Raw genomic sequence first — 26,046 nt, 5'->3', positions numbered from 1 at the left:
TGATATTTGGTGATTTATCACCCTCATCGGCAAGCGCCCACATGAATTACCTGATCAAATTGTTAAAGAGCTGTTTTCGCTGCTGAACTTCCGAAGAAGTAACTGGCTAGCCGATGAACTGACTTGCCTCAGCGAGGAAGGCGTATTCTACGCATTTCCTGGTGTTTGTCAATCACTGTTTTGAGTGAGTGAAGCGAGTGAACGAAGAAAGCGAGATAACGATGCTTTCTGGCGTGGCTCGTTTCAAAAAGCGTTGGAAGACATCGCAGTATATTGCTGACGAGTTCTTCTAACTCTCTGACAAACCGAAGGTTTTCACCCTCAACTACCGCTGGTAACGCTGTGCGTCCCCGGCAGCGGATGCGTACTTTACGGATTCGCTGCCGTCTTGGCAAGTGGTTTTTTGAGAAAATGTGAATAAACTTTAGCTTTTAGACTTAGCCTTGCGCATAACGGCCAATACGGGGCCTGAGCACACATAAGCACCAAAAAGCAGTAGCAGCATTACAGATGGTTCCACTGAGATCATTACGAACCCTAGCACCACCGCTAGAAGCACAACAAAAGGTACAGGCTTTTTGAAATCGAGGTCTTTAAAGCTGTAATAACGAATGTTGCTAACCATGAGCACACCCGCAGCCCCTACGACAAACAGCATTAGCAGCTTAAAACCTACCGCATCCGCATCAAAACTATGGAAGGTCCACACACTTGCAGCCACTAAAGCGGCAGCCGATGGGCTTGGCAAGCCGATAAACCATTTCTTATCAACACTACCAATCTGTACGTTAAAGCGCGCCAGGCGCAGCGCAGCACAAGCCACATAAAGAAATGCCACCACCCAGCCAGTTTTACCGATGTCTTGTAAAATCCAGGTAAAGGCCACCAATGCAGGCGCCATACCGAACGAGATCATGTCGGAAAGGCTATCGTACTCTGCGCCAAACTCGCTTTGGGTATTGGTCATACGGGCAACACGGCCATCAAGCCCGTCAAGCACCATGGCGATAAAAATTGCCACTGCTGCCGAAGTGAATTCTCCGTTAATGCCAGCTACCACCGCGAAGAACCCTGAAAACAGCGCAGACGTAGTAAACAAGTTAGGTAATAAGTAAATGCCTTTTCGGCGAATTTTCTTACCGTCTTCAACCGCCTCTTCAACCACTTCCGTTTCGCGCAAAAAAACGCTAGCAAGATCTTCATTACTTACGTTGTCATGACTTACGCTGCCATTACTTACCTTTTCGTGACTAGCGTCTTCTTGCTCTCCAGTACCACTAGCTTCTGTTTTCTGGCCTTCTTGAGGCGCTGACTGCGGGGCCTGTTTACGCTCTTGATCGCGAGCATCCTGGGTCATAAATATCATCCGTTTGAAGTGAAGTCACAAGCACAGTGATCTCTTTTCATTCTACACGGTGAAGCTAACTCAGCCAGTCAATTGCAGTATGCAACGCCAAACGCCTCGGGGCGCGACAATGCGCGCCCCGAGGCTCTAACTAGCGTACTAGCACGCTAACCGCTTAGTTTTTCGACTTATCAACCAACTGGTTGGCAGCGATCCACGGCATCATGCCACGTAGCTTAGCGCCTACTTGCTCAATTTCGTGTTCAGCATTCAAGCGACGACGTGCCGTCATCGACGGGTAGTTAGTGTTGCCTTCCTGAATGAACATTTTGGCATACTCACCCGTTTGGATACGCTTGAGTGCATTGCGCATTGCGGCACGAGACTCATCGTTAATCACTTCAGGGCCAGTCACATACTCACCGTACTCCGCATTGTTGGAGATGGAGTAGTTCATGTTGGCGATGCCGCCTTCGTACATCAGGTCAACAATCAGCTTAAGCTCATGCAGACACTCGAAGTAAGCCATTTCTGGCGCATAACCCGCTTCAGTCAGCGTTTCAAAGCCAGCTTTAACCAGCTCAACTGCGCCGCCACACAGAACTGCTTGCTCACCGAACAGATCTGTTTCGGTCTCATCTTTGAAGGTAGTTTCGATAATGCCGCTACGGCCACCACCAACGCCTGCCGCGTAAGAAAGCGCCAATTCTTTGGCATTACCAGACGCATCCTGGTGGATAGCGATCAAGTCAGGAATGCCGCCACCTTTAACAAACTCAGAACGAACCGTGTGACCTGGCGCTTTCGGCGCGATCATGATGACATCTAGATCTTTGCGCGGCTCAATTTGGTTGTAGTGGATGTTAAAGCCATGAGCGAAGGCCAAGGTCGCGCCTTCTTTCAAGTTCGGCTCTACTTCTTGCTCGTAGATCGCTTTTTGATTCTCATCCGGCGCCAGAATCATGACAACGTCTGCGGTTTTGCACGCTTCTGGAACGCTTGCCACTTTCAGGCCTGCCGCTTCTGCTTTGGCGGCAGAGGAAGAACCTTTGCGCAGAGCAACCGTGACGTCGACACCAGACTCTTTCAAGTTATTCGCATGGGCATGGCCTTGCGAACCATAGCCAACAATAGTGACTTTCTTGGCTTGGATGAGGGACAGATCACAATCTTTATCGTAATAAACGTGCATAGCGAGACTCCAAAAATCGAATTTGATCAAAAAATGATCGTTATATAGGAATAATTTATATATGTCGTATCAGCGTTGATGGCCACCCGTGCCGTCTTTTGCAGCACTGGGCTTTGGCATTGGGATCACTGTACGCCACCGCCACCATTGCGTAAAACGCTATATTTGCAACATACTATTTCTAATTATGAAACATCGACCTTAACAGTGGGCTTCCTATGGATTTTCGCTTATTAAAGCATGTGGTAACGCTGGCCGAGACGCTGCATTTTGGCCGCGCCAGCGAGCTTTGTCATATCAGCCCATCCACCTTAAGCCGCTCAATTCAGCAGGTTGAAGGCGAGCTAGGCACGCAACTATTTGAGCGCGACAATCGCCATGTCACGCTAACCCCTCAAGGCTTAGCGTTTCAGCGCTATGCAAAAGAGACCTTAGAGCAATGGGAAATGCAGAAGCGAACACTGGCCGCCACGGTGGCACAGCTGAGTGGCGAAATAAGCATTTACTGTTCGGTAACCGCGAGCTATAGCTTTCTCTACGAACTACTGAGTGATGTGCGTACTCGGCATCCTGGTATCGAGTTAAAGCTGCATACCGGTGACCCCGCTGATGCCATGTTACGGGTACTGGAAGGCGCAGACGATATGGCCATTACCCCCCGTCCGCGAATTCCACCCAGCGCTCTGGCCTTTAAATCGCTTACCCGCTCGCCGCTGCTGTTTATTGCACCTACAGAAGCCCATGACTGGCTGCCAAGTCAGCCGGAAAGCTCAACAGCCGAGCAGTGGCGTGATGTCCCGATGATTCTTTCAGAGGCAGGGCTTTCAAGGGAGTACGCCAACACGTGGTTTAAAGCGATGGGCATTACGCCGCGTATTTATGCCCAAGTGGCTGGTCACGAAGCGATTGTGAGCATGGTAGGGCTGGGATTTGGCGTGGGAGTGGTACCCAAAATCGTGCTAGATAACAGCCCGCTGTCCGAACGTGTGCAAGTGCTCAGCGTAAAACCCGAGCTCCCCCACTACGATGTCGGAGTTTGCGTGCTTAACCGACGCCTCAAGAATCCGATGATTGACGCGTTTTGGGCGACTGTGACGCCGCGTTAACGCGCGCTTATAAGAACACAAAAAAAGCCGCCCTGATAAGGACGGCTTTCTCAGTTGCTTTTCTAACGACTTACTCAGCTAGCATGCTGCGTTTACAACGATAGAACTTTATCGCCGCGAGCGATACCGGACACCCCGGTACGCGCCACTTCAAGAATGCCTACCGGCGCCATGGCCTGTAGAAATGCATCCAGCTTAGCGGCGTCACCGGTAATCTGAACGGTATACAGGCTTGGCGTTACGTCGACGATCTGCGCCCGGAAAATATCCACCGTACGCTTCACCTCATCGCGGGCAGCGCCTAACGCTTTTACTTTCACCAGCATTAGCTCACGCTCAATGTGGTTACCTTCCGTCAGGTCGACCAGCTTCACCACATCAATCAGCTTATTAAGATGCTTGGTGATTTGCTCAATCACTCGGTCATCACCCACGGTGGTAACCGTCAGGCGTGACAGCGACGGGTCTTCGGTCGGTGCAACGTTCAGCGTTTCAATGTTGAAGTTACGCTGGGAGAACAGCCCGACCACACGTGACAGCGCACCCGGTTCGTTTTCCATCAGAATCGAGATGATATGACGCATCAGGTACGCTCCGTTTTAGACAGCAGCATGTCACGCATGGCACCCAACGGCACCTGCATCGGATAGACGTGCTCAAAGGGATCAACCTTCACATCCAGGAACACCAGCTCATGCTTGTCGGCAAAGGCGCGCTCTAGCGCCGGTTCCAACTCATCAAGGGTATTCACGGTGATTGCGGTAAATCCGTAAGCCTCAATTAGCATGTGGAAGTCTGGCAGCGACTCCATATAGGAGTGCGCATGACGGGACTTGTAGTTCAAATCCTGCCACTGCCGCACCATACCAAGCGATGCATTGTTGAGGTTTACAATTTTGACGCCCACGCCGTACTGCTTACAGGTAGAGAGCTCCTGCATCATCATCTGGAAGCTGCCTTCCCCTGTTACACACACGACGTCGTCATCAGGGAAGTTCTGTTTGATACCCATGGCAGCCGGGAAGCCAAAGCCCATGGTGCCCAAACCACCCGAAGTGATCAGACGATTAGGCTTATCAAACTTGTAGTACTGAGCAGCAAACATTTGGTGCTGGCCAACATCCGTCGTCACATAGGCTTCACCGCGAGTAACACGGCATAGCGCTTCGATAACTTCCTGTGGCTTCAACACTTCGCCTGGCTTAGAAGGCTCATATAGCTTGCCTTCACGCTCGGCGCGCCAGCCGTCAATCTTTTGCCACCACTCGGTCAGCGCTTCAGGCTGCGAAATTGACTGACCTTGAACCAGGCTGATCATTTCATTAATGACGCTAGACGCTGGCCCAACGATGGGCACATCTGCGCGTACGGTTTTAGATACCGAACTTGGGTCCACATCCACGTGAATGATTTTTGCCGTGGGGCAAAACTTCGACGTGTTGTTAGTCACTCGGTCATCAAAGCGCGCGCCAATAGCGATAATCAAATCCGCATGGTGCATAGCCATATTGGATTCATACGAGCCGTGCATCCCTAACCAGCCCAGGCACTGCCGATCACTTTGCGGATAGGCGCCAATGCCCATCAGCGTCGTGGTAATGGGGAAGCCGAGCTGTTTGACCAAATCGGTCAACCCTTCGCTTGCCTTGCCAGTTACCACGCCACCGCCGGTATAGAACACCGGACGTTTGGCTTTCAGCATCATCTCAACGGCTTTTTTAATTTGCCCCGTATGCCCTCGGGTAACCGGGTTATAGGAGCGCATCTTGACCTTTTTCGGGTAGACGTACTCATAGCGCTCGGTCGGTGCTGTCATATCTTTAGGAATATCGACCACGACCGGACCCGGGCGGCCAGTCGCCGCGAGATAGAAGGCTTTTTTCAGCACTTCTGGAATCTCAGACGGATGCCGAATTGAGAAGCTGTGCTTCACGATGGGGCGAGTCACACCCACAATATCGGTTTCCTGGAAGGCATCGTCACCAATCAGGTGGCTCATGACCTGACCGCACAGCACGACCATTGGAATCGAATCCATATAGGCAGTCGCAATGCCGGTAACCGCATTGGTAGCACCAGGACCCGAGGTGACAAGCACCACGCCTGGTTTGCCCGCTGCACGAGCATAACCATCGGCTGCGTGAGTCGCTGCCTGTTCGTGACGCACAAGAATGTGCTTCACCTTGTCCTGGCGGAACAACGCATCGTAAATGTGCAGCGCCGCGCCGCCGGGATAACCATAAATGTACTCAACGCCCTCATCCTGCAAGAAGCGGGCGATCATATCTGCGCCGGAAAGCAGTTCCACTGTGTTTCTCCCCTGGAGGTCTCGAGTGCGATCCGCAGGACATCCTGCGGTGTCGAGTGCGGCGGTATGCCGCTGCCGGCCCATGCCGGCACCTGATGCCAAACCCTGGCATATGGCCCGGTTAGGGCCTGCACTCTCATCGGAAGCACCGGCATATCATCAAATACGCCAGTAGCTACCTTACACGACGGTTTGCCGTGTCGGGGCGTTGGCCAGGTCGGGCGGTTAGCCCAAGCCCGGAAGTCCTTCGGCGGGTAAAGGCTTTCGCCTACCCTTCGCGCGGGGATTAGGGGTTGCCCGTTGGTTCCGCGCCCGCAAATCAGGAACACACAAGATTCCATTAGCGCCCTCAGCCTGTCAACCTCCGATCAGGACAAACGCAACAAACGTCGCAGTTAGCCATTAAAAAAGCCCCGCTAGCAGAGCTAACGAGGCTTTTGCACTATTTCATTGCGCAGGCTTACTGAGGTTCATTGCGCAGGCTTGCTGAAGTTCATTGCGCAGGCTAGTTGAGGACGTGGGAATTTTAATTGCCCACGCGTAAATTACTCAAATACTAGCTTGCCTTCACTCGCACTGATATGAATAGTGTCGCCAGGGGCATATTTGCCCGCCAGCAGGTCTTGAGCCAATGGGTTCTCGATGCGGCTTTGGATCGCCCGCTTCAGCGGCCTTGCGCCATACACTGGGTCGAAACCGACCACCGCCAGCTGGGCCATGGCGTCATCGCTAATTTCCAGGCTCAGGTCATGCTCAGCCAAGCGAACTTTCAAACGCTCTAACTGAATACCGGCAATCGCCTGAATTTGCTCTTGGCCAAGGGCGTGGAACACCACCACCTCATCAATGCGGTTAATCAATTCAGGGCGGAAATGGTTACCCACCACTTCCATCACTGCATTTTTCATGACTTCGTAGTCGTTATCATCTCCACCCATGCGCTGGATGATGTCCGAGCCCATGTTAGAGGTCATCACGATCACCGTATTACGGAAATCGACTGTACGACCTTGCCCATCAGTTAAGCGGCCATCCTCCAACACTTGCAGCAGGATATTGAATACATCCGGATGCGCTTTTTCCACTTCGTCCAGTAGCAGCACCGAGTAGGGCTTACGACGCACCGCCTCAGTTAAGTAGCCACCCTCTTCATAACCTACATAGCCTGGGGGCGCACCAATCAAGCGAGCCACGGAGTGCTTCTCCATAAACTCCGACATGTCGATACGCACCATCGCCTCTTCAGTATCGAACAAGAAGTTAGCCAGCGACTTACATAGCTCTGTTTTACCCACCCCGGTTGGGCCGAGGAACAGGAACGAGCCGTTGGGTCGATTGGGGTCAGACAACCCTGCCCGCGAGCGGCGCACGGCGTTAGCCACGGCCTCTACCGCTTCATGCTGGCCAATCACTCGCTCATGCAGCGCTTCTTCCATGCGCAGTAGCTTGTCTCTCTCGCCTTCCAACATTTTGGAGACAGGTATGCCTGTCCAGCGAGAAACCACCTCGGCAATCTCTTCTTCGGTAACGTTTGAGCGCAGCAGCTGGTGGCTGGCAATATCAGCTTCGCCTTCACCCGCTTCGCTGATTTTCTTCTCAAGCGCCGGAATTTTGCCGTACTGAATCTCTGACATACGACCTAGATCGCCCTGGCGACGCGCTTGTTCAAGGTCAATGCGCGCCTGCTCCAACTCCGCTTTAAACTGGGCTGCGCCCTGAATGCTGGCTTTTTCAGCTTTCCAGATTTCATCCAAGTCAGCGTATTCGCGCTCTAACTCGTGGATCTGGTTGTTCAGCGCCTCAAGGCGTTTCTTAGTGGCCTCGTCGGTCTCTTTCTTAAGCGCTTCGCGCTCCATCTTCAGCTGGATTAGGCGACGATCCAGCCTATCCATCTCTTCAGGCTTAGAGTCCAGTTCCATGCGGATACGTGACGCTGCCTCATCGATCAGGTCAATGGCTTTATCGGGCAACTGCCGATCAGTGATATAGCGGGTAGAGAGCTTGGCCGCGGCGATAATCGCCGAATCAGTAATATCCACGCCGTGGTGGACTTCGTAACGCTCTTTTAAACCGCGCAGAATAGCTACCGTGTCCTCTTCAGAGGGCTCATCGACCAACACCTTCTGGAAGCGACGCTCCAGCGCGGCGTCTTTTTCAATGTATTTGCGGTACTCATCCAGGGTGGTCGCCCCTACGCAGTGCAGTTCACCACGCGCCAGCGCGGGCTTAAGCATGTTGCCTGCATCCATCGCACCTTCAGCCTTACCCGCGCCCACCATGGTGTGCAGCTCATCAATAAACAGGATGACCCGGCCTTCTTCCTGGGAAAGCTCTTTTAGCACCGCTTTCAGACGTTCTTCAAACTCGCCACGGAATTTGGCGCCTGCCAGCAGTGAGCCCATATCCAAGGAAAGGACGCGTTTCTCTTTCAGGCCTTCAGGCACTTCACCGTTCACAATACGCTGAGCCAGCCCTTCAACAATGGCGGTTTTACCCACCCCTGGCTCACCGATCAGTACCGGGTTATTTTTGGTACGACGCTGCAGCACCTGAATCGTGCGGCGAATTTCATCATCACGACCAATCACGGGATCCAACTTGCCATCTAATGCACGCAGGGTTAGATCCATGGTGTATTTATTAAGCGCTTCGCGCTGGTCTTCGGCATTCGGGTCGTCGACCTTAGCACCACCGCGCAAGCTATTGATTGCGGCTTCCAGGGCCTTCCGGTTGAGCCCTGACTCTTTCATCAGTTTGGTGATCGCACTGTTCATTTCCAGTGCAGCCAGAAGTACCAATTCACTGGCAATGAACTGGTCGCCACGCTTCTGCGCTTCCCGGTCAGTTAAATTGAATAGTTTGATGAAGTCGCGAGATGGCTGAACGTCACCGTCGAACTGGCTTACTTTAGGTAAGTTATCTAGCTGCTTCTGCAAACCGTCGCGCAGGCGCGAGCTACTGCCCCCAGCTTTTTCAACCAGGGCTTTAATGCCAGTGTCTTTGGTATCGAGTAACGCAAGCAATAAGTGCGCGGGATCAAGCTGATTATGGCCGTGCCCAACCGCAAGGGATTGTGCCTCAGAAATAGCGGCCTGTAATTTGGCAGTAAATTTATCGAATCGCATGGAATTCCTCCTGGGGGTGCCGTGCGTTTGGACCCACGGTGTTTCCCAATAACTTGTCTTTAATGTGCTAAAAACGTTTAGCTTGACAAGTTTAATGGAGTCAGTTCCACGCATTTCAAGAGCTGTGCATAACAAGCTCGAAGGAATAACACTACTTAATTGATCCAGATCACACTTGCCATGCGTCCAGTGCTGCCATTGTCTCGGCGGTAGGAGTAAAAACGCGACTCGCAGGCCGTGCAGAAGTGGCCTCCGCTGATGTGATGAATACCCAGCGCTTCTAAACGAAAGCGCGCCAAGCGATAAAGATCCGCCATATAGTGACCAAGACGATAAGGGCTGTGGTCAAACGCTTCAGCGGTCTCAGGGTGTACCGCAACAAAGGCACCATACACTTCTGGTCCTACCTCAAATTGGGCATTCGAAATAGCCGGCCCGAGCCATACCAAAATGTCGTCAGGATCGCAGTTCATAGCGGCGACGGTCGCTTCCAGCACGCCACCCGCTAGCCCGCGCCAGCCCGCGTGGGCAACGGCTACCTGGGTCCCTTGGCGATTGCAGAACATCACCGGCAAGCAGTCTGCGGTTAGCACCACACAAGCATAGTCGTTGCTGCTGGCAACCGAGGCGTCTGCTTCCGGCGTATCGTCTTGATACGCCTGCTGAACGCGTGCGCCATGGGTTTGGTTAAGCCACAGCAGCGGCCGATCATCGCCGATTTCTTTGTGCAACAAACGCCGACATAGCGCGACATGATCAGCATTATCGCCTACGTGGCTCGCTGGATTAAAAGCGGCAAAATCATCCTGGCTCGGCCCTGTTTCCCGAGTGGTCACAAACGCCCGCACATTCGCGGGGGCTGGCCAATCAGGTAACAGTAGCGTGGGCTTTAGATCAATCGCGTCGCTCATCTCATGGTCTCACTATCTTCGCGCAGGTAATCCAACAACATCAGTAGATCATCAGGCAAGTCGGCATGAAAAGTAAGCGTTTCACCACTCACCGGATGCACAAAACTGAGCTTCCGAGCATGCAGCGCCTGACGCGGAAATTCACGCAAAATCTCTTTTAACGGCGCAGCAGCACCCGGCGGCAGCTTAGCACGGCCACTATAGAGCGGATCGCCAATCAATGGGTAGCGGGCATGAGCCATATGAACGCGAATTTGATGGGTACGCCCGGTTTCCAACTGGCAACGCACATGGGTATGCGCGCGGAAACGCTCAACCACCCGAAAGTGAGTCACTGCCGGTTTCCCAGAAGCCGTGACCGCTTGGCGCTTGCGGTCTTTTGGGTGCCGACCAATGGGCGCGTCAATGGTGCTGCCCGACACGGGCTTGCCAATCACCACTGCATCATATTGACGAGAAACGCTGCGCGCCTGCAACTGCTCAACCAGCGTCGTTTGTGCGGGCAACGTTTTCGCCACCATCATTAGACCAGTGGTGTCTTTATCCAGGCGATGTACGATTCCCGCCCGAGGCACTTCTGCCAGTGCAGGATGATGATGGAGCAACGCATTCAACAATGTGCCATCAGGGTTGCCCGCGGCGGGATGAACCACCATGCCCGCGGCTTTGTTGATGACTATTACCGCGTCGTCTTCATAAACGATATCAAGCGGAATATCTTGGGGCTCAAAACGAGTATCGTCTTCAATAGTCGCTTTAAGCGCTAATGTTTCGTGGCCGTGCAGCTTGGCCTTCGGTTTTACTTTAGCGCCGTCGACGGTGAGCTCACCGGCGTTGATCCACGCTTTCAAACGCTCGCGGGAATAATCGCTGAACAACTCAGCTGCGGCTTGGTCTAAACGCGCGCCAGCTAATGTCGCGGGTACTCGCTGCGTGGCTTCAACAATACGAGACATGAACAACCTCTTTAAGACGCAAACACCGCGGCTACCCTATAATGCTTTTTAACTCTTCAAACGGCATTAGAGTGTCGCTAAGCCTGCGTTTTGCGTCTAGGTGATTTATAGTGGGCGAACTGCGACCTATTCTACCATTTCTACTTATGGCCATCGTCGCTTTTCGGTGATTGAGGCTTGTTTGCAACGAGGATGATGATGCGCGCTTTTTCCGCTGCCAACCGCTTTGGCGTTCTAGCCTTAAGCCTTGCCCTTTTGGCAGGCTGTGCCAGTAACGACACCACACCTGAAGAAGAGGATGAATTCTCAGGTGTGCAAGAACGCGAGCTCTATGAGCTTGCCCGCACAGCGCTGGATAGCAACCGTTTCCCAATTGCCATTGAGCGACTGGAAGCGCTTGATACCCGCTACCCATTTGGCCCCCATGCCGAACAAGCTCAGCTTGAGCTAATTTATGCTTACTACGAAAACAGCAACTGGGAAGAGGCACGCGCCGCTGCCAGCCGCTTTATTCGCTTGCACCCTGATCACCCTCAAGTGGATTACGCCTACTACCTGCGCGGCCTTTCCGCTTGGCAAGCAGGGCGATTTAGCCTTGAACGCTTGCGCCTGATTGATATTTCTAAGCGTGACTTGGGTGCTTCACGGGATGCTTACAACGACTTCCGCGAATTGATTCAGCGCTTTCCCCAAAGCGAATATGCCCCAGATGCCCAGCAACGCATTGTGTATCTGCGTGAGCTGTTGGCACGCCATGAACTGCACGTGGCCGACTACTACTTGCGTCGCGGTGCCTTCCTGGCCGCCGTTGAACGAGGTCGCTGGGTGATTGAAAACTATCCGGAGTCCAACGCAACGCGTGACGCGCTGGCAACCATGGTAGAAGGCTATCAAGGGCTTGGTATGGACGATCGCGCCAATGAAGTACTTGTCGTTCTGCGAGAAAATGCGCCAGACCATGAGCAGCTTAGCAATGGTCGTTTCAAGCCTAAGCACTTGTGAATAAGCACTTGTGAATAAGCGCTTATAAATAAACACCTGTGAAATAAGCGCCTGTAACATAACGATCGATCCAATCTGCACAGGATCAGAAAGGTGTCACAACGCCCTAAATCATGCAGAAGCACGATTTAGGGCGTTTTTGATGCTTAGTCGCCAGGCTGCCAGCCATTAACAATCGGGTAGCGCCGGTCGCGCCCAAACCCTCTGGGCGTGACCCGTACTCCGACCGGGGCTTGGCGGCGCTTATATTCACAGCGATCAACAAGCTTCACTACTTTATAAACATCTTCCTCATCAAACCCAGCGGCGATAATTGCCTCAGCACTCATATCGCCTTCAATGTAGCTCACCAGAATGGCGTCTAGCACGTCGTAATCAGGCAACGAGTCACTGTCTTGCTGGTCGGGCGCCAGCTCTGCGCTGGGCGGGCGCTCAATCACTCGCTCTGGAATAGCGGGCGATTGGGTATTGCGCCAGCGGGCCAAACGATACACCCAGGTTTTGTAGACATCTTTGATGGCGTTATAGCCGCCCACCATGTCGCCATAAAGCGTGGCGTAACCCACGGCCATTTCGCTTTTATTGCCGGTCGTAAGCACCATCAGGCCTTTCTTATTGGAGATCGCCATCAGCAGAACGCCGCGACAGCGCGACTGCAGGTTCTCTTCCGTAGTATCCCGCTCGGTGCCCGCGAAACTTTCTGCCAAAGTGCCCATAAACGCTTCGACCATCGGCTCGATAGGCATTACGTCATAATGAACGCCCAGCATATCCGCCTGTTCGGCAGCGTCCTGCTTCGAGATATCCGCCGTATAGTGATAAGGCATCATCACTGCTTGCACACGCTGGGGGCCCAGCGCATCGACGGCAATCGCTAAGGAAAGAGCGGAATCGATACCACCGGAAAGCCCCAGAACAACGCCTTTAAAACCACTTTTATTGACGTAGTCGCGCAGCCCTGTCACCAACGCACAGTAAAGGCTCTCTTCAGGCTCAACCTCTGGCTCAATTTCACCCACTTGGGGTTCCCACGTATCAGCGCTCGTTTGCAGCAGTTGAACGGGCATTAAGCCTGCTTGCCAAGAAGGCGCCAGCACTTTGAGTTCGCCTTGGGCGTCTACACAGCTAGAACCACCGTCGAAAACCAGCTCGTCCTGCCCACCGATCGTGTTCACATACACAATCGGGCGGTTTACATCCTGGGCACGCTGCTCTAACAGGCGCAAGCGCTCGCTGGGCTTATCCTGATGATAGGGCGAGGCGTTTAAGCTGATCAGCACTTCTGCACCGGCTTCGCGGGCTGCATTAACCGGCGTACCTTCCCAAAGGTCTTCACAAATCAGCAGCCCTAGCTTGGCGCCTTTGTGCTCGTAAACCAGCGGTTTGGTGCCAGGCGTAAAGTAGCGCTGCTCATCAAACACTTGATAGTTCGGCAGTGCCTGCTTGGCATACTCAGCTTCCCACTGGCCGTTATACAGCACACCCGCCAGGTTATAGCGCTTTCCTTCACGAACGCCCGGGTAGCCAATAATCACCAGCACATCGCGGGCGATTTTTTCTGCCATCTTCGCCCGCGCTTCACGCAAGCGAGCTTCCATCGATGGGCGAAGTAGCAGATCTTCCGGTGGATAACCAGACAAGAAAAGCTCTGGGAAGACAACAATATCCGCCCCATGCTCGATCCTCGCTTCGCGCACCGCTTCAATGGCGCGTGCAGCATTGCCGGGAATATCTCCCACTAAAGGGTCGAGTTGGGCCATTACCAGCGTTAAGTCTTGCATGGGCGTTAAAATCTCTTGAGAATCTTTAGAACACGTTGCCGCTCACCTACGTACATTGTCCCGCAAGGGCTGCCAACTGGCAAAGGTTAGCCGGCGCTCATGTTACTCTAGCTATTATTACATCCCACCATGGGAGTCATAGAGGATGAACCTTTTGATCATTCGGCTGATTATTTTTGCCGTGCTGTTCTATGTGGGCCTGAAACTTTATGGTCTCTACCGAGAGCGCAAACTTTCCCACCAACAGCGTGAACCCGAACGCCATGAAGGCGGACAAATGGTGCGCTGCCGCTGGTGCGATGTCCATGTTCCGGAAGAGGAAGCCCTACGCGATAGCGAACAGTGGTTTTGCTCAAGCGCTCATCGGGATCGTTTTTTGCAAGAGCAACAAGATAAGCAGAACCGCGATTAAAACCGCTACCGATAGACAACGACAGCCATAAGCTATGCCAAATCCGTCATTAATCGATCTACCGTCGGCTGAAAGGGCGCTGGGTCGATAAGTGGCTCACGCCCTAATAGCTGATCAACCAATACATGGGTAGACGCTGGTGCAAGCACTAACCCATTGCGGTAGTGGCCAGCATTGACGTAAACATCGGACCACCCTGGCAATGCCCCAATAAATGGAATGCCATCCAGGGAGCCAGGGCGCAGCCCTGCCCAATGATAAGCAACCGGGTGATCTGACAACGCAGGTACAATGCTTTCAGCGGTCTGTTTGAGTGACGCCAGTGCTTCACTGTCGGTCGTTTTATCAAAACCCGCTTCTTCTAAGGTTGAGCCTACCAACAGCAACCCATCGCTACGCGGGATAATATAGCGACCATCTTTCAATACCACGCGCTGCACCAATCCTGGCGGCGCTTGATAAGCAATCATTTGGCCTTTTACGGGGCGTACCGGCAGGCGAATCGTTATGCTTTCTAACAGCCTGGCTGTCCAGGCGCCACCACATACCACCACCTTTTCAGCGCGCAGCTCCCCTTGCGCGGTCGCAACGCCCAACACCTGTTGGTCATGCGTTATAAAACTATTTACCTCACAGCCTTCATTCAGCACAACGTTCGGCATTGCCAGCAGCCGAGCGCGCAACGCCTGTCCCAGACGTGGGTTGCGCACACTACCGAGTGTCGGCATCCACAACGCACTCTCCTGGGCAGCAGCCACCATGGGCTCCTTCTGACGAACAAAGTCAGCGCTAACACGCTCCAGCGGCTTGGCTAAGCCTCTCGCCCAACCAAGCGCAGTGTCAGCATCGTCAACGTTAAGATAGAGCAGCCCTTTTTGGCGATATTCAGGATCAATACCGGTTTCTTCCAACAAGCGTAGCGACAACGTGGGATACACGCCCTCTGACCAGCGCGAAAGTTGCGAGATTGGCGGCGCATACCGCCATGGGTAAAGCGGCGAGACAATGCCACCACCTGCCCAAGAAGACTCCTGCCCGCAAATGCCGCGCTCCACTAAAGTAACTTGCTGGCCAGCATCTGCTAGCTGCAGTGCCGTCATCATACCGATCACGCCACCGCCAATAATTAAGAAATTGCTCACAACGTTTGTCCGCTTTGGCTTACATAAAAAACGATCACCGCGAGGTAGGCTGTAGAAAAAACACACGCCTGGAGTCACCATGCCAGCTAACAATAACGGCGTTCCACACACGCGTATCCAAGGCTTTACCCTGATCGAACTTATTATTGCTCTTCTGCTTATTTCAGCCTTAGCCGCCTGGGGAGTGCCAAATTTTCAAGCACTTGGCCGAAGCACAGCCGTTACCGCCGATATTAACAGATTGCAGTCTGCCTTTTCGTTGGCTCGCAACACAGCCATCACGCAGCGTAAAACGGCCACGGTTTGCCCAACCAATCAGCAAAGAAACACCTGCACCAGCGACTGGAGTAACGCGCTACTGGTCATCAAGGGGGACGCGATAAATCAAATAACCAGCAGCGATGTTGTTCGTGTCTTCCCTAAAGAGCAGGCAACTACCGTCACTTATAATCGTAACAGGCGGCGTGTGAGCTATAGTACGCTTGGCCACGCAAACGGCTTCAATGGCAGTTTTTATATATGTGCGGCAAGCGCTCCAGGAAAAGTGCTCGTGCTCAGCCGACTGGGTCGCCTGCGCATCGATGAAACGCCCGCCGATTGTTGATCACGACAGGCGTTTAACCACGGCTAACTCAGGCGATGCCATCCAGATAACGCTCAGCATCTAGCGCTGCCATGCAACCACTGCCTGCAGAGGTAATCGCCTGACGATAAATATGATCCATCACATCACCACAGGCAAAGACACCTGGCACACTGGTAGCGGTAGCATTGCCTTCAAGGCCTGATTTCACCTTGATGTAGCCGCCGTTCATTTCCAACTGGCCCTCAAAAATCCCCGTATTAGGGCTATGACCGATAGCGATGAACAACCCAGGCGCGTGAATCTCTTTGGTAGAACCATCTTTAGTCGACTTAACGCGCACGCCAGTCACGCCGGAGTTATCGCCCAGCACCTCGTCCACTTCATAAAACCACTCAAGGGCAATTTTGCCTGCTTCGACTTTCTCAAACAGCTTGTCCTGCAGGATTTTCTCGGCGCGCAGCGTATCGCGACGATGAACCAAAGTAACCTTTGAGGCGATATTTGAGAGGTACAGTGCTTCCTCAACAGCGGTGTTGCCGCCTCCCACCACAATCACTTCTTGGTTACGATAAAAGAAGCCATCGCAGGTAGCACACGCAGATACCCCTTGCCCCATAAATTGCTGCTCGGTTGGCAAGCCCAGATAGCGTGCGCTGGCACCGGTGGCAATAATCAGCGCATCACAGGTGTAAATTCCGCTGTCCCCTTTTAAGGTATACGGCTTCTCACCTAAGCTGACCTCATTGATATGGTCGAACAACACTTCCGTATTAAAACGCTCAGCGTGCTGCTTCATGCGCTCCATCAACTCTGGCCCCTGAACACCCTGTGCGTCGCCGGGCCAATTATCGACATCGGTTGTGGTGGTCAATTGGCCACCTGCCTGCAGGCCGGTAATCAGCAGCGGTTTTAAGTTAGCACGGGCTGCGTACACCGCTGCCGTATACCCGGCAGGGCCGGAACCAAGAATAATTAAACGTTCATGACGCGTTTCCATGACACCACCTTTGTCACAATTGAGCAGATATCGTTTGCAAGAGAGTCTGCCTGAAATGGCGTCAAGTACAAGCAATTACAAGGGTTATCCTTCGCTATTAGGCGAAGACGCCTTGAAAGCTGGGGGTGAAACACCCATGTGCTATTAACAAGATAAGCCATACTGGGGATAAGCCACATTAAAGAAAAGCAGTGACCGTCGCGCCTAAGCATTGCGATCAGCAGTTCGCTTAAGGCCAAGCAATCAAAGGAGAGACCAATGGGCAAGATACCCGATACGCTCACCACCCTAGAAGTAGGCAACCAGCAGTATCATTACTATAGCCTGCCAAAAGCCGCCGACGCGCTCGGCAACATTGACCGGCTACCCAAAACGCTCAAAATTCTACTCGAAAACCAGCTGCGCTTTGGCGATGACGAAAGTGTTGATCAAGAGGACATTCAGGCGCTAGTGGACTGGCAAAAAGAGGGCAAATCAAGCCGTGAAATAGGCTACCGCCCTGCCCGCGTCCTCATGCAAGATTTCACCGGCGTGCCAGGGGTTGTAGATCTTGCCTCTATGCGCGCTGCCGTTGAGAAGCTCGGCGAAGATCCCGCCCGTATTAACCCACTTTCTCCTGTTGATCTGGTTATTGACCACTCGGTGATGGTCGACAAATTCGGCAATGCTGCCGCGTTTCAAGAAAACGTCGATATCGAAATGCAGCGCAACCGTGAGCGCTACGAGTTTCTGCGCTGGGGCCAGCAAGCGTTCGACAACTTTAGCGTTGTACCGCCCGGCACCGGCATTTGCCACCAGGTTAACCTCGAGTACCTGGGTCGCGCAGTGTGGACAAAAGAGCAAGATGGCCAGACATTTGCCTACCCCGACACCTTAGTCGGCACCGACTCCCACACCACTATGATCAACGGCCTGGGCGTACTTGGCTGGGGCGTCGGCGGTATCGAAGCGGAAGCCGCCATGCTTGGCCAGCCGGTCTCGATGCTGATTCCGGAAGTCGTTGGCTTCAAGCTTAACGGCAAACTGCGCGAAGGCATTACCGCCACTGACCTAGTGCTTACCGTTACTGAGATGCTGCGTAAAAAAGGCGTGGTAGGTAAGTTTGTTGAATTCTACGGTGACGGCCTTAAGGATTTGCCGCTGGCCGACCGCGCCACGATTGCCAATATGGCACCGGAATATGGCGCTACCTGCGGCTTTTTCCCAGTAGACGACGAAACGCTTAACTACATGCGTCTCACCGGCCGTGAAGATGACCAAATTGCGTTAGTAGAGGCATACAGCAAAGCGCAGGGCTTATGGCGCGAACCTGGCGATGAGCCGATCTTTACCGACTCTCTCAGCCTCGACATGGACGAAGTAGAAGCGAGTCTTGCCGGCCCGAAACGCCCCCAAGATCGTGTGGCGCTGAAAGACATGGCCGCCGCCTTTGACAAGTTCATGCAAGAGGACACCAGCGCAGATACAACCGCAAAAGGAAAACTCTCCTCGGAAGGCGGCCAAACCGCGGTGGGGGTTGAGAGGAGCTTTAAACATGACACCAGCCAAGCCGTTAAACTTAACGATAAGGATTTCAGCCTCGATCCAGGTGCCGTGGTAATTGCCGCTATCACCTCATGTACCAACACCTCCAACCCAAGCGTCATGATGGCAGCCGGGCTGCTGGCACGTAATGCATGCCAAAAGGGGCTTACCACGAAACCTTGGGTTAAGACCTCGCTTGCCCCCGGCTCCAAAGTGGTGACCGATTACTTAGCAGCCGCGAACTTAAGCGATGACCTGAATGCACTGGGCTTTAACTTAGTGGGTTATGGCTGTACGACATGTATCGGCAACTCCGGCCCGCTGCCCGATGAGATCGAAAAAGCGATCAACAGCGGCGACCTTGCCGTGGCATCGGTGCTTTCAGGCAACCGTAACTTTGAAGGCCGTGTGCACCCGCTAGTCAAAACGAACTGGCTCGCCTCACCGCCCTTGGTGGTCGCATATGCGTTAGCCGGTAACGTACAGTGCAACTTAACGACCGACCCACTCGGCCAGGACAATGACGGCAACCCGGTTTATCTCAAAGACATCTGGCCTTCTCAAGCAGATATCGCCACTGCCGTTGAACAGGTCAACACTGAGATGTTCCGCAAAGAGTATGGTGCGGTATTTGAAGGCGACGATACCTGGAAAGCCATCAACGTTCCTGAAAGCAAAGTTTACCAGTGGCCTGAATCGACCTACATTCAGCACCCGCCGTTTTTCGAAGGCATGGAGCGTGAGCCGGACGCCATTGAAGATGTGGAAAACGCCCGTGTATTAGCCCTGCTAGGCGACTCGGTGACGACCGACCATATCTCCCCAGCGGGCTCTATCAAACCCGATAGCCCTGCGGGTCGTTATCTGCAAGAGCACGGCGTGAAGCCCGTCGACTTCAACTCCTACGGCTCACGTCGAGGTAACCATCAAGTAATGATGCGTGGCACCTTTGCCAACGTGCGCATTAAAAATGAAATGCTGGACGGAGTTGTTGGTGGTGAGACCCGCCACGTTCCCAGCGGCGAGCAAATGGCGATTTACGATGCCGCCATGAAATATAAGGAGGAAGGCACTCCCCTAGTGGTGATTGCTGGTAAAGAGTATGGCACCGGCTCTTCACGGGACTGGGCAGCAAAAGGCACCCGCTTATTGGGTGTGCGCGCGGTTATTGCCGAGTCTTATGAACGTATTCACCGCTCAAACCTAATTGGAATGGGCGTGGTACCGCTGCAGTTCCCTGAAGGTGAAAGCCGTGAAACGCTTGGTTTGACCGGTGATGAAGAGATATCAATTGCTGGCTTAAGCGATTTAAGCCCAGGAGGCAGCGTGAAAATTGTCATCAAAAATGACGATGGGGAGCGCACCGTTGATGCCAAGTGCCGAATTGATACCGTCAATGAGCTGGCTTACTACCGCCACGGTGGTATCCTTCACTACGTGTTGCGCAAAATGATCGGCGCAGCTTAAAGGCAAAACCTACCAATGCTTGCATAGCCCCCACCATGGTGGGGGCTTTTTTTTGCGCTCACTTTGCTGTTTCGCTTCCCGTTATTAAACTTAGAAAGCCCTGCGACGATAAGCACGGTATTCAGGCGACCAGCACGCTCTCTCAATACGCTCACGTAGTTCGGTGCCGCTTGTTTTAAGCGCCACGCCGTTTTGCTGGGCCTGGGCAGCGACTTCAAAGGCGATCGATTTACTAATATCACGAATCCGCGACAACGGCGGTAGCAGTGCGCCCTTGCCCTCCTTAACCAGCGGCGCTTCGCGCGCCAGCGCCCGAGAGGCGCTCATCAACATTTCATCAGTAACGCGATTAGCATTCGCGGCAATCACACCTAAGCCAATACCGGGGAAAATATAGGCATTGTTGCACTGGGCAATTGGATAGGTGCGGCCGTTATACACCACCGGTGCAAAAGGGCTACCAGTCGCGACTAGCGCTTGGCCGTCGGTCCAGCGAATCACATCTTCGGGTACCGCTTCTGCCTGAGAAGTAGGGTTCGACAGCGGCATAATCACCGGATGTTCGCAGCCCGCGTGCATGGTGCGCACCACTTGTTCGGTGAAAATACCGCGCTTGCCGCACACACCAATCAATATCGTTGGTTTCATTTGGGCAATGGTTTCTTCAAGCCCTTGCCCATTCCAGTTAGCAACCAGCTCAGAATCGTGGGCCAAACGGCGCTGAAAATCCCGCTGCCAAGGCTGATCCGTGGTCATCAACCCATCTCGATCAACAATAAATATTCGCGCCCGTGCTTCGCTTTCAGTCAGACCTTCTGCCTGCATGGCCACGACCACCTGCTCAGCAATACCACAGCCTGCCGAACCGCCACCAACAAACACTACGCGCTGCTGGGCAATCGTTTCATCGCGGGCCTGGCACGCCGCCATTAAGGTGCCCACCACAACTGATGCGGTACCTTGCACATCGTCATTAAAGCAGCACAAATCGTCACGGTAGCGCTCTAAAAGCGGTACCGCATTGGCCTGGGCAAAGTCTTCGAACTGCAGCAGAACGTTCGGCCAGCGACGTTTTACAGCGGCAATAAACTCCCCCATAAACGCATCGTACTCTTCCTGACTAACCCGCTCATGACGCCAGCCCATATACATAGGGTCATCCAGCAATGCCTGATTGTTAGTGCCCACATCAATCATAATCGGCAACGTATAGGCGGGGCTAATACCACCACAAGCGGTATAAAGTGCCAGTTTACCGATGGGAATGCCCATTCCACCAATCCCCTGATCACCCAGCCCTAAAATCCGCTCGCCATCGGTGACAACAATCACCTTAACGTTATCTTTGGTGGCACTGCGCAGGATATCGTCCATATGCTCGCGATCCGGATAGCTGATGAACAGCCCCCGGTGATTGCGATAAATATTAGAGAACTCCTGACATGCCTGCCCAACCGTGGGGGTATAAATAATCGGCAACATCTCTTCCAGATGCTGGGAGACCAAGCGAAAGTAAAGCGTTTCATTGTCGTCTTGGATGGCACGCAAATGAATATGCTTCTCTAAATCACTATGACACTGTTGATACTGGCGATAAGCCCTCGACAACTGCTCGTCAATGGTCTCCACTTTTTGCGGCAACAAACCAATCAAGTTAAACGCTAGCCGCTCCTCTTGAGTAAACGCGCTGCCTTTGTTCAATAGCGGCATTTCAAGCAAAGAAGGACCGGCGTAAGGAATGTACAGGGGGCGTTTACTCATCGTAGACATAGGCACTCTCTTTTTATGTCGATTGCTATTGCAATGCAGCAACGCTGGGCGTTGGCGGCGTTTATCCGTAATGTAACACGCTAATACGACAAAGGTGGGAGGGACATAAATAATGGCAATAAAAAAACGCCTTGGTAGCTACCAAGGCGCTCATAAAAAGCCTTAAAACTGATCAACTGCTAGCAGCTTTTAGCAACAGGCTGGCGACCTTCAACTCCGCTAAAAAAGAACGGCCGCAGCTTAACGCCCACCATGTTGCCAGCGAACGCCGCAACCATCCATATCCAGCCATGCAAGCTGCCAGAGGCAATACCGCTGAAGTAAGCGCCAATATTGCAACCAAATGCCAGCCGCGCGCCATACCCCAGCATGATGCCACCAATGACAGCTGCTAATAGGGATTTAAACGGAATGCGGAAGTTGGGAGCAAAGCGCCCAGCTAGGCTCGCTGCGGCAAGCGCACCCAGCATGATGCCAACGTTCATCACCGTCGTGATATCACTCCATACACTCGCCTCTAATGCCGCAGCATTACCCGGCGCTTGCCAATAACCCCACTGACTGACATCACCACCAACGAGTTCAAACCCTTTCGCACCCCACAACGCGAACGCAGAGGTAATACCCCAAGGGCGACCAGCAAGGGCCAATGTTGCGAAATTGAGTAGCGCTAGCGCCACTGCGCCAGCAATCAACGGCCACGGACCCGTTAACCAGCGCTGACTGCCAGGCTTGTCGACCAACGGTGCCTGCTCCAAGTGGCCATGGCGACGCCTTTCCATAATCACAGTAAACGCAGCAATCGCTGTAAACAGCACCAAACTAATTGCGATACCACCGCCAGCACCTGCTACATTCACCAGCGACACAGGCTGAAACGCTGGCAAGCTCTGCCACCACGCAAAATGCGCTGAACCAATCACCGACCCGACAATAAAGAACAGCAGCGTAATTAACATTCGTGCATTACCACCACCTGCAGTAAACAGCGTGCCCGACGCACATCCGCCACCTAACTGCATGCCCACACCAAAGATAAACGCCCCCACCACGACAGAAATACCAATCGGCGCAACAAAACCACTCACGCTGGTGCCAAACAGCGAACCAGCGCTTAACGCCGGGAAAAATAGCACCACCGCAATCGCCAACATCACCATTTGGGCGCGCAAGCCACGGCCCCGCCGCTCGGTGATAAATACCCGCCAAGCAGCAGTAAAGCCAAATGCCGCGTGATACAGCACCAGCCCAAGCAAGCCGCCAACAATCATTAATAGACCAATATTGGCGCCAAACACGACACCAATAATCACCGCGCCCAGCACGATGGCTGCCGTTGAGAGTAATGGCACCCGGTTCTGACTAGGTGCCACTGCAGAAATCGTCGACATAGCTCACCTTCTAACAACGCCAAAAGCGCCTGTTAAAAACAGGCGCTTGGCTGAGTGGGACAATAATAAGCCTAACGCTGGCTGTAGAACGCTGGAAATTCTTTATTCAGCAGTGCATATGCTTTTAAAGAATATTAAACAAAGCGCCCTAAGCCTACCGCGGAACGTAAGCGATCCATGGTAATGGCGGCTTCTTCTCTAGCGCGATCGGCACCTTTTTGCAGCACCGCTTCGATATGCCCTGGGTCTTCCATGAGCGCGATGTAACGCTCGCGGGGGGCACTTAAGTGCGCATTCAAGTAATCGAACACCTGGTTCTTCGCATCGCCCCAGCCGATACCTGCCACGTACTGCTCGCGTAGTGCAGCGGCTTCCTCATTGCTGGCGAACGCTGAGAATATCTGGAACAGCGTGCAGGTGTCTGGGTCTTTAGGCTCACCGGGTTCCAGTGAGTTGGTTTTGATTTTGCGCACCAGCTTCTGCAGCTTTTTCTCGCTAGAGAAAAGCGGGATCGTATTGTTATAGCTTTTGGACATTTTGCGACCGTCCAAGCCCTTCAATACTTCGCCTTTTTCATCCACAACGGCTTCAGGTTGAGTGAAATACTGGCCTTTAAACATGTGGTTGAAACGTCCGGCGATATCACGCGCCATTTCAATGTGCTGAATTTGGTCGCGCCCTACCGGCACTTTATTGGCATTAAACATTAAGATGTCGGCGGCCATTAACACCGGGTAACCGAACAAGCCCATAGTGACGCCTTTATCGGGGTCTTGGTCACCGGCTTCTTCATTCTCAGCGACCGCTGCTTTGTATGCGTGGGCGCGGTTCATCAGCCCCTTGGCGCACACACAAGAAAGCATCCACATTAATTCGGGAATTTCAGCGATATCCGACTGGCGATAAAAAATGGCGTTATCGGTATCTAACCCTAGCGCAAGCCAAGTGGCGGCAATTTCCAGACGCGACTCTTGCACACGCTTCGGATCTTGGCATTTGATCAGCGCGTGATAGTCAGCAAGAAAGTAAAACGACTGCACATTGGGGTCTTGGCTTGCCTCAATGGCAGGCTTAATAGCCCCCACATAGTTACCAAGATGTGGCGTTCCGGTCGTGGTAATCCCGGTCAGCACGCGGGTTTTGGCTGTCTGACTCATAGTGTGGATCCAGCTGGATAAAGGTCAAAAAAGGTAAGTCATTGTACACTTAATGCCAAACCACCGTCGCCTGTGTCTGATGGCTTTCCTCCCCTTCCTCTACTTTGATAAACACAGGTAAGCTTTGCGCTAGCAGCATTTCACTATCGGTATTGGCATTAGTAATAACCGCACCTAACGCCACGACCCAAGGCTGGCCGTCACGCTCAATGGGCATAAATAAGCAGCTATTATGTTCGCAGTCATCACCTAGCACCGTGGTTAATGGGTGCGCTACGACATCTTCCCAGCGGAGAGATTGATCGCTATTGATGGTGAGCACGTTGCCTCCCCACTCCAATTCACTAAAAGAAGCCACTGCTTGCGAGGCGGCTATTTCAGCGCGCATTTGCGCTAACGTCGACGCCCGATAATTACTCGCTAAGCGTTCATCCACAAACGCAGATTGCACGCAAATAACGCCAATAATCAACGCGCTAGCTAACAGCGCCATCACCACAACTAGCGCAGCGCCTTGCTCCTGCGGTCGCGGTCTAAGCCGCATATCGCCTCCTTGCTCACACTCCATACATCTCATGGGCTAGCCGAAAACGTAGGCTGCAGAACAGCCTCTCGGTGGGTAACGTGGAAATCGATATTGGCCCCTTGCCGACCTAATGGCAGTGACACCATGCTAACCCCATTGGTGGCGGGCGCTCCAAGCGGTTCGTCCCGCTCACAGCTAGCGCCAGTATCATAATCAAAGGTGACCAGCGGCTGAGCCTCCTGTATATCTTGAACCGTGCAGCGACAACCAGACTCAATCACCACGCACTGCAAGCGAAAAAAAGGCGCTCCGTTTGAGCCGGTAGCACCGTGCCTGCGTAGGGTGTCGGTAATCGATGTCGCCGCGTAAAGAAGCGCTTCCTGATTCCGCCCCAATTGATCCACCTGCTTAAACGTATGAAAGGTGCTTAAGAAAAGCTGTCCAGCACCTAGAATCACCACCATACCAATGGCCATGGCGACCAGTAGCTCTGTTAACGTAAAACCGCGCTGCACATCCATGGCAGGCCCACCTTTACGGCTGATTGGGAAGTTGGAACACGTAGTTGAAGATATCGTCGGACTCATTAGGCTCAGTCCGCAGGCGCACCACCACATCAAACCGGCAGCCTTGGCGGTCGATACGACTCTCTTGCCCCTGGGCATAGCCAAGCGCCGCCTGTTGGCCTACAAACCAATGGTTGTGCCATGCGGACTCAATGGTGGCTAACGGAATCGTGTCACAGTCTTGGTACGCGTAAAGCGCTGCCCATATCCGCTCTTGGGCATCTACCGCTGCGACGTTCGCTAGCGACTGCGTGTAGCCTGCACTAGCACTTTGCAGTGCTGTCACCTGCATCGCGGCAACGCCTATCAGCCCAAACGCTAAAATCACCAGCGCGATAAGCGCCTCAATTAGCGAAAGGCCGTTTTGCCTAACCATTTACCAGCACGCCTCAGGCAGGCGCTCGCCCCGCGCATTAAATTGAATATTGCTGTTACAACCGTCAGTTTGTGATGTTGCCGCCGTCAGTAAAAACCCGCCATCGTCCTCACTGCCGTCATCGGCCGTAATCGTGTAATTACCATCGGGAGAAGAGGGAGTAAATGAGCAGTCGGTATAAGCGTATTGGCGGGAGTAGCAGCGCTCAAGCTCGGCGGCGGCCTGCAACAGGCCAGCATGGGCATCTGTGCGTAGCGAACGCTCAACATAGCGGGTGTAATTAGGGTAGGCAATGCCCGCCACTATGCCAATGATAGCGACGGCAATCAGCATTTCAATGAGCGTAAAACCGTGCTGACGAGCTTCCTGGCGCCCAGCACGGTTAGCAAAAGGCAAAGGCACTGAA

The 26,046-nt window shown here is 53.2% G+C and carries 22 protein-coding genes; 5 read left to right on the top strand and 17 right to left on the bottom strand.

Going from position 1 to position 26,046, the window contains the following annotated elements; all coding sequences use genetic code 11:
- Positions 1-424: 424 nt before the first annotated feature.
- A complete protein-coding gene (pssA, locus tag K7H08_RS11975) occupies positions 425-1,357 on the bottom strand; it encodes a CDP-diacylglycerol--serine O-phosphatidyltransferase (RefSeq protein ID WP_231658074.1) in 933 nt (310 codons plus the stop codon).
- A gap of 163 nt (positions 1,358-1,520) precedes the next feature.
- A complete protein-coding gene (gene ilvC / locus K7H08_RS11970; RefSeq protein ID WP_016916053.1) occupies positions 1,521-2,537 on the bottom strand; it encodes a ketol-acid reductoisomerase in 1,017 nt (338 codons plus the stop codon).
- A gap of 218 nt (positions 2,538-2,755) precedes the next feature.
- Between ilvC and ilvY the strand changes: the two genes are divergently transcribed.
- Positions 2,756-3,643: an HTH-type transcriptional activator IlvY gene (gene ilvY, locus K7H08_RS11965; protein WP_038478324.1), complete on the top strand. Its 888-nt coding sequence runs from the start codon at positions 2,756-2,758 to the stop codon at positions 3,641-3,643.
- Between the two features lie 92 nt (positions 3,644-3,735).
- Here the strand turns inward: ilvY and ilvN are convergent, their stop codons facing one another.
- The 5 genes from ilvN to rluD form a co-directional block, all read right to left on the bottom strand.
- Positions 3,736-4,227, bottom strand: coding sequence for an acetolactate synthase small subunit (gene ilvN, locus K7H08_RS11960; RefSeq protein WP_027336791.1), 492 nt, complete (start codon positions 4,225-4,227; stop codon positions 3,736-3,738).
- The gene (locus K7H08_RS11955; protein WP_038478332.1) at positions 4,227-5,951 is read right to left on the bottom strand and encodes an acetolactate synthase 3 large subunit; all 1,725 of its coding nucleotides are present in this window, start codon (positions 5,949-5,951) and stop codon (positions 4,227-4,229) included. The genes ilvN and K7H08_RS11955 overlap by 1 nt, the downstream gene beginning before the upstream one ends.
- A gap of 545 nt (positions 5,952-6,496) precedes the next feature.
- On the bottom strand, positions 6,497-9,076 hold the full coding sequence (clpB, locus tag K7H08_RS11950) for an ATP-dependent chaperone ClpB (RefSeq protein WP_231658072.1): 2,580 nt from the start codon (positions 9,074-9,076) through the stop codon (positions 6,497-6,499).
- 155 nt (positions 9,077-9,231) lie between these two features.
- Positions 9,232-9,987 carry a peptidoglycan editing factor PgeF gene (pgeF, locus tag K7H08_RS11945; protein ID WP_038478337.1) on the bottom strand — a complete coding sequence of 252 codons (756 nt, stop codon included), beginning with the start codon at positions 9,985-9,987 and terminating at the stop codon, positions 9,232-9,234.
- Complete coding sequence (gene rluD / locus K7H08_RS11940) at positions 9,984-10,943, bottom strand: 23S rRNA pseudouridine(1911/1915/1917) synthase RluD (protein WP_038478339.1); 960 nt, start codon at positions 10,941-10,943, stop codon at positions 9,984-9,986. The genes pgeF and rluD overlap by 4 nt, the downstream gene beginning before the upstream one ends.
- Before the next feature lie 198 nt (positions 10,944-11,141).
- Here rluD and K7H08_RS11935 point away from each other — a divergent pair, with 198 nt between their 5' ends.
- The gene (locus K7H08_RS11935) at positions 11,142-11,945 is read left to right on the top strand and encodes an outer membrane protein assembly factor BamD (protein WP_231658070.1); all 804 of its coding nucleotides are present in this window, start codon (positions 11,142-11,144) and stop codon (positions 11,943-11,945) included.
- A gap of 146 nt (positions 11,946-12,091) precedes the next feature.
- Here the strand turns inward: K7H08_RS11935 and K7H08_RS11930 are convergent, their stop codons facing one another.
- Positions 12,092-13,726 (bottom strand): NAD+ synthase, encoded by a 1,635-nt coding sequence (locus tag K7H08_RS11930; RefSeq protein ID WP_095603762.1) that lies wholly within the window; start codon positions 13,724-13,726, stop codon positions 12,092-12,094.
- 145 nt (positions 13,727-13,871) lie between these two features.
- On the opposite strand from K7H08_RS11930, the gene K7H08_RS11925 reads away from it, so the two are divergent.
- The gene (locus tag K7H08_RS11925; protein ID WP_231658069.1) at positions 13,872-14,138 is read left to right on the top strand and encodes a PP0621 family protein; all 267 of its coding nucleotides are present in this window, start codon (positions 13,872-13,874) and stop codon (positions 14,136-14,138) included.
- A 32-nt stretch (positions 14,139-14,170) separates the two neighbouring features.
- Here the strand turns inward: K7H08_RS11925 and thiO are convergent, their stop codons facing one another.
- On the bottom strand, positions 14,171-15,280 hold the full coding sequence (thiO, locus tag K7H08_RS11920) for a glycine oxidase ThiO (protein WP_231658068.1): 1,110 nt from the start codon (positions 15,278-15,280) through the stop codon (positions 14,171-14,173).
- A gap of 79 nt (positions 15,281-15,359) precedes the next feature.
- Here thiO and K7H08_RS11915 point away from each other — a divergent pair, with 79 nt between their 5' ends.
- Positions 15,360-15,884, top strand: a complete 525-nt coding sequence (locus K7H08_RS11915) for a GspH/FimT family protein (protein WP_038478354.1) — start codon at positions 15,360-15,362, stop codon at positions 15,882-15,884.
- 28 nt (positions 15,885-15,912) lie between these two features.
- Here K7H08_RS11915 and trxB read toward each other — a convergent pair whose 3' ends face one another.
- Positions 15,913-16,863 carry a thioredoxin-disulfide reductase gene (gene trxB, locus K7H08_RS11910; protein ID WP_038478357.1) on the bottom strand — a complete coding sequence of 317 codons (951 nt, stop codon included), beginning with the start codon at positions 16,861-16,863 and terminating at the stop codon, positions 15,913-15,915.
- A 258-nt stretch (positions 16,864-17,121) separates the two neighbouring features.
- On the opposite strand from trxB, the gene acnA reads away from it, so the two are divergent.
- Positions 17,122-19,854 carry an aconitate hydratase AcnA gene (gene acnA, locus K7H08_RS11905; protein WP_231658065.1) on the top strand — a complete coding sequence of 911 codons (2,733 nt, stop codon included), beginning with the start codon at positions 17,122-17,124 and terminating at the stop codon, positions 19,852-19,854.
- Positions 19,855-19,944: 90 nt separating this feature from the next.
- Here acnA and K7H08_RS11900 read toward each other — a convergent pair whose 3' ends face one another.
- From K7H08_RS11900 to K7H08_RS11870, 7 genes are all read right to left on the bottom strand, one after another.
- Positions 19,945-21,624, bottom strand: coding sequence for an NAD-dependent malic enzyme (locus tag K7H08_RS11900; protein WP_038478362.1), 1,680 nt, complete (start codon positions 21,622-21,624; stop codon positions 19,945-19,947).
- Positions 21,625-21,803: 179 nt separating this feature from the next.
- On the bottom strand, positions 21,804-23,015 hold the full coding sequence (locus tag K7H08_RS11895; protein WP_231658064.1) for a YeeE/YedE family protein: 1,212 nt from the start codon (positions 23,013-23,015) through the stop codon (positions 21,804-21,806).
- 134 nt (positions 23,016-23,149) lie between these two features.
- Positions 23,150-24,172, bottom strand: a complete 1,023-nt coding sequence (locus tag K7H08_RS11890) for a tryptophan--tRNA ligase (protein WP_120386318.1) — start codon at positions 24,170-24,172, stop codon at positions 23,150-23,152.
- Between the two features lie 49 nt (positions 24,173-24,221).
- The gene (locus K7H08_RS11885) at positions 24,222-24,716 is read right to left on the bottom strand and encodes a pilus assembly PilX family protein (protein ID WP_231658062.1); all 495 of its coding nucleotides are present in this window, start codon (positions 24,714-24,716) and stop codon (positions 24,222-24,224) included.
- Positions 24,717-24,745: 29 nt separating this feature from the next.
- Positions 24,746-25,219, bottom strand: a complete 474-nt coding sequence (locus K7H08_RS11880) for a PilW family protein (RefSeq protein ID WP_198349494.1) — start codon at positions 25,217-25,219, stop codon at positions 24,746-24,748.
- Positions 25,220-25,232: 13 nt separating this feature from the next.
- Complete coding sequence (locus tag K7H08_RS11875) at positions 25,233-25,640, bottom strand: type IV pilus modification PilV family protein (protein ID WP_231658060.1); 408 nt, start codon at positions 25,638-25,640, stop codon at positions 25,233-25,235.
- On the bottom strand, positions 25,641-26,042 hold the full coding sequence (locus K7H08_RS11870; protein WP_095603752.1) for a type IV pilin protein: 402 nt from the start codon (positions 26,040-26,042) through the stop codon (positions 25,641-25,643).
- Positions 26,043-26,046: the final 4 nt, after the last annotated feature.

This window comes from Halomonas sp. IOP_6, from assembly GCF_021151565.1.
GTDB classification, from domain to species: Bacteria; Pseudomonadota; Gammaproteobacteria; order Pseudomonadales; family Halomonadaceae; genus Vreelandella; species Vreelandella alkaliphila.
Note: the sequence above shows the minus strand (reverse complement) of the source record. Positions and strands in the feature narration are given on the sequence as shown.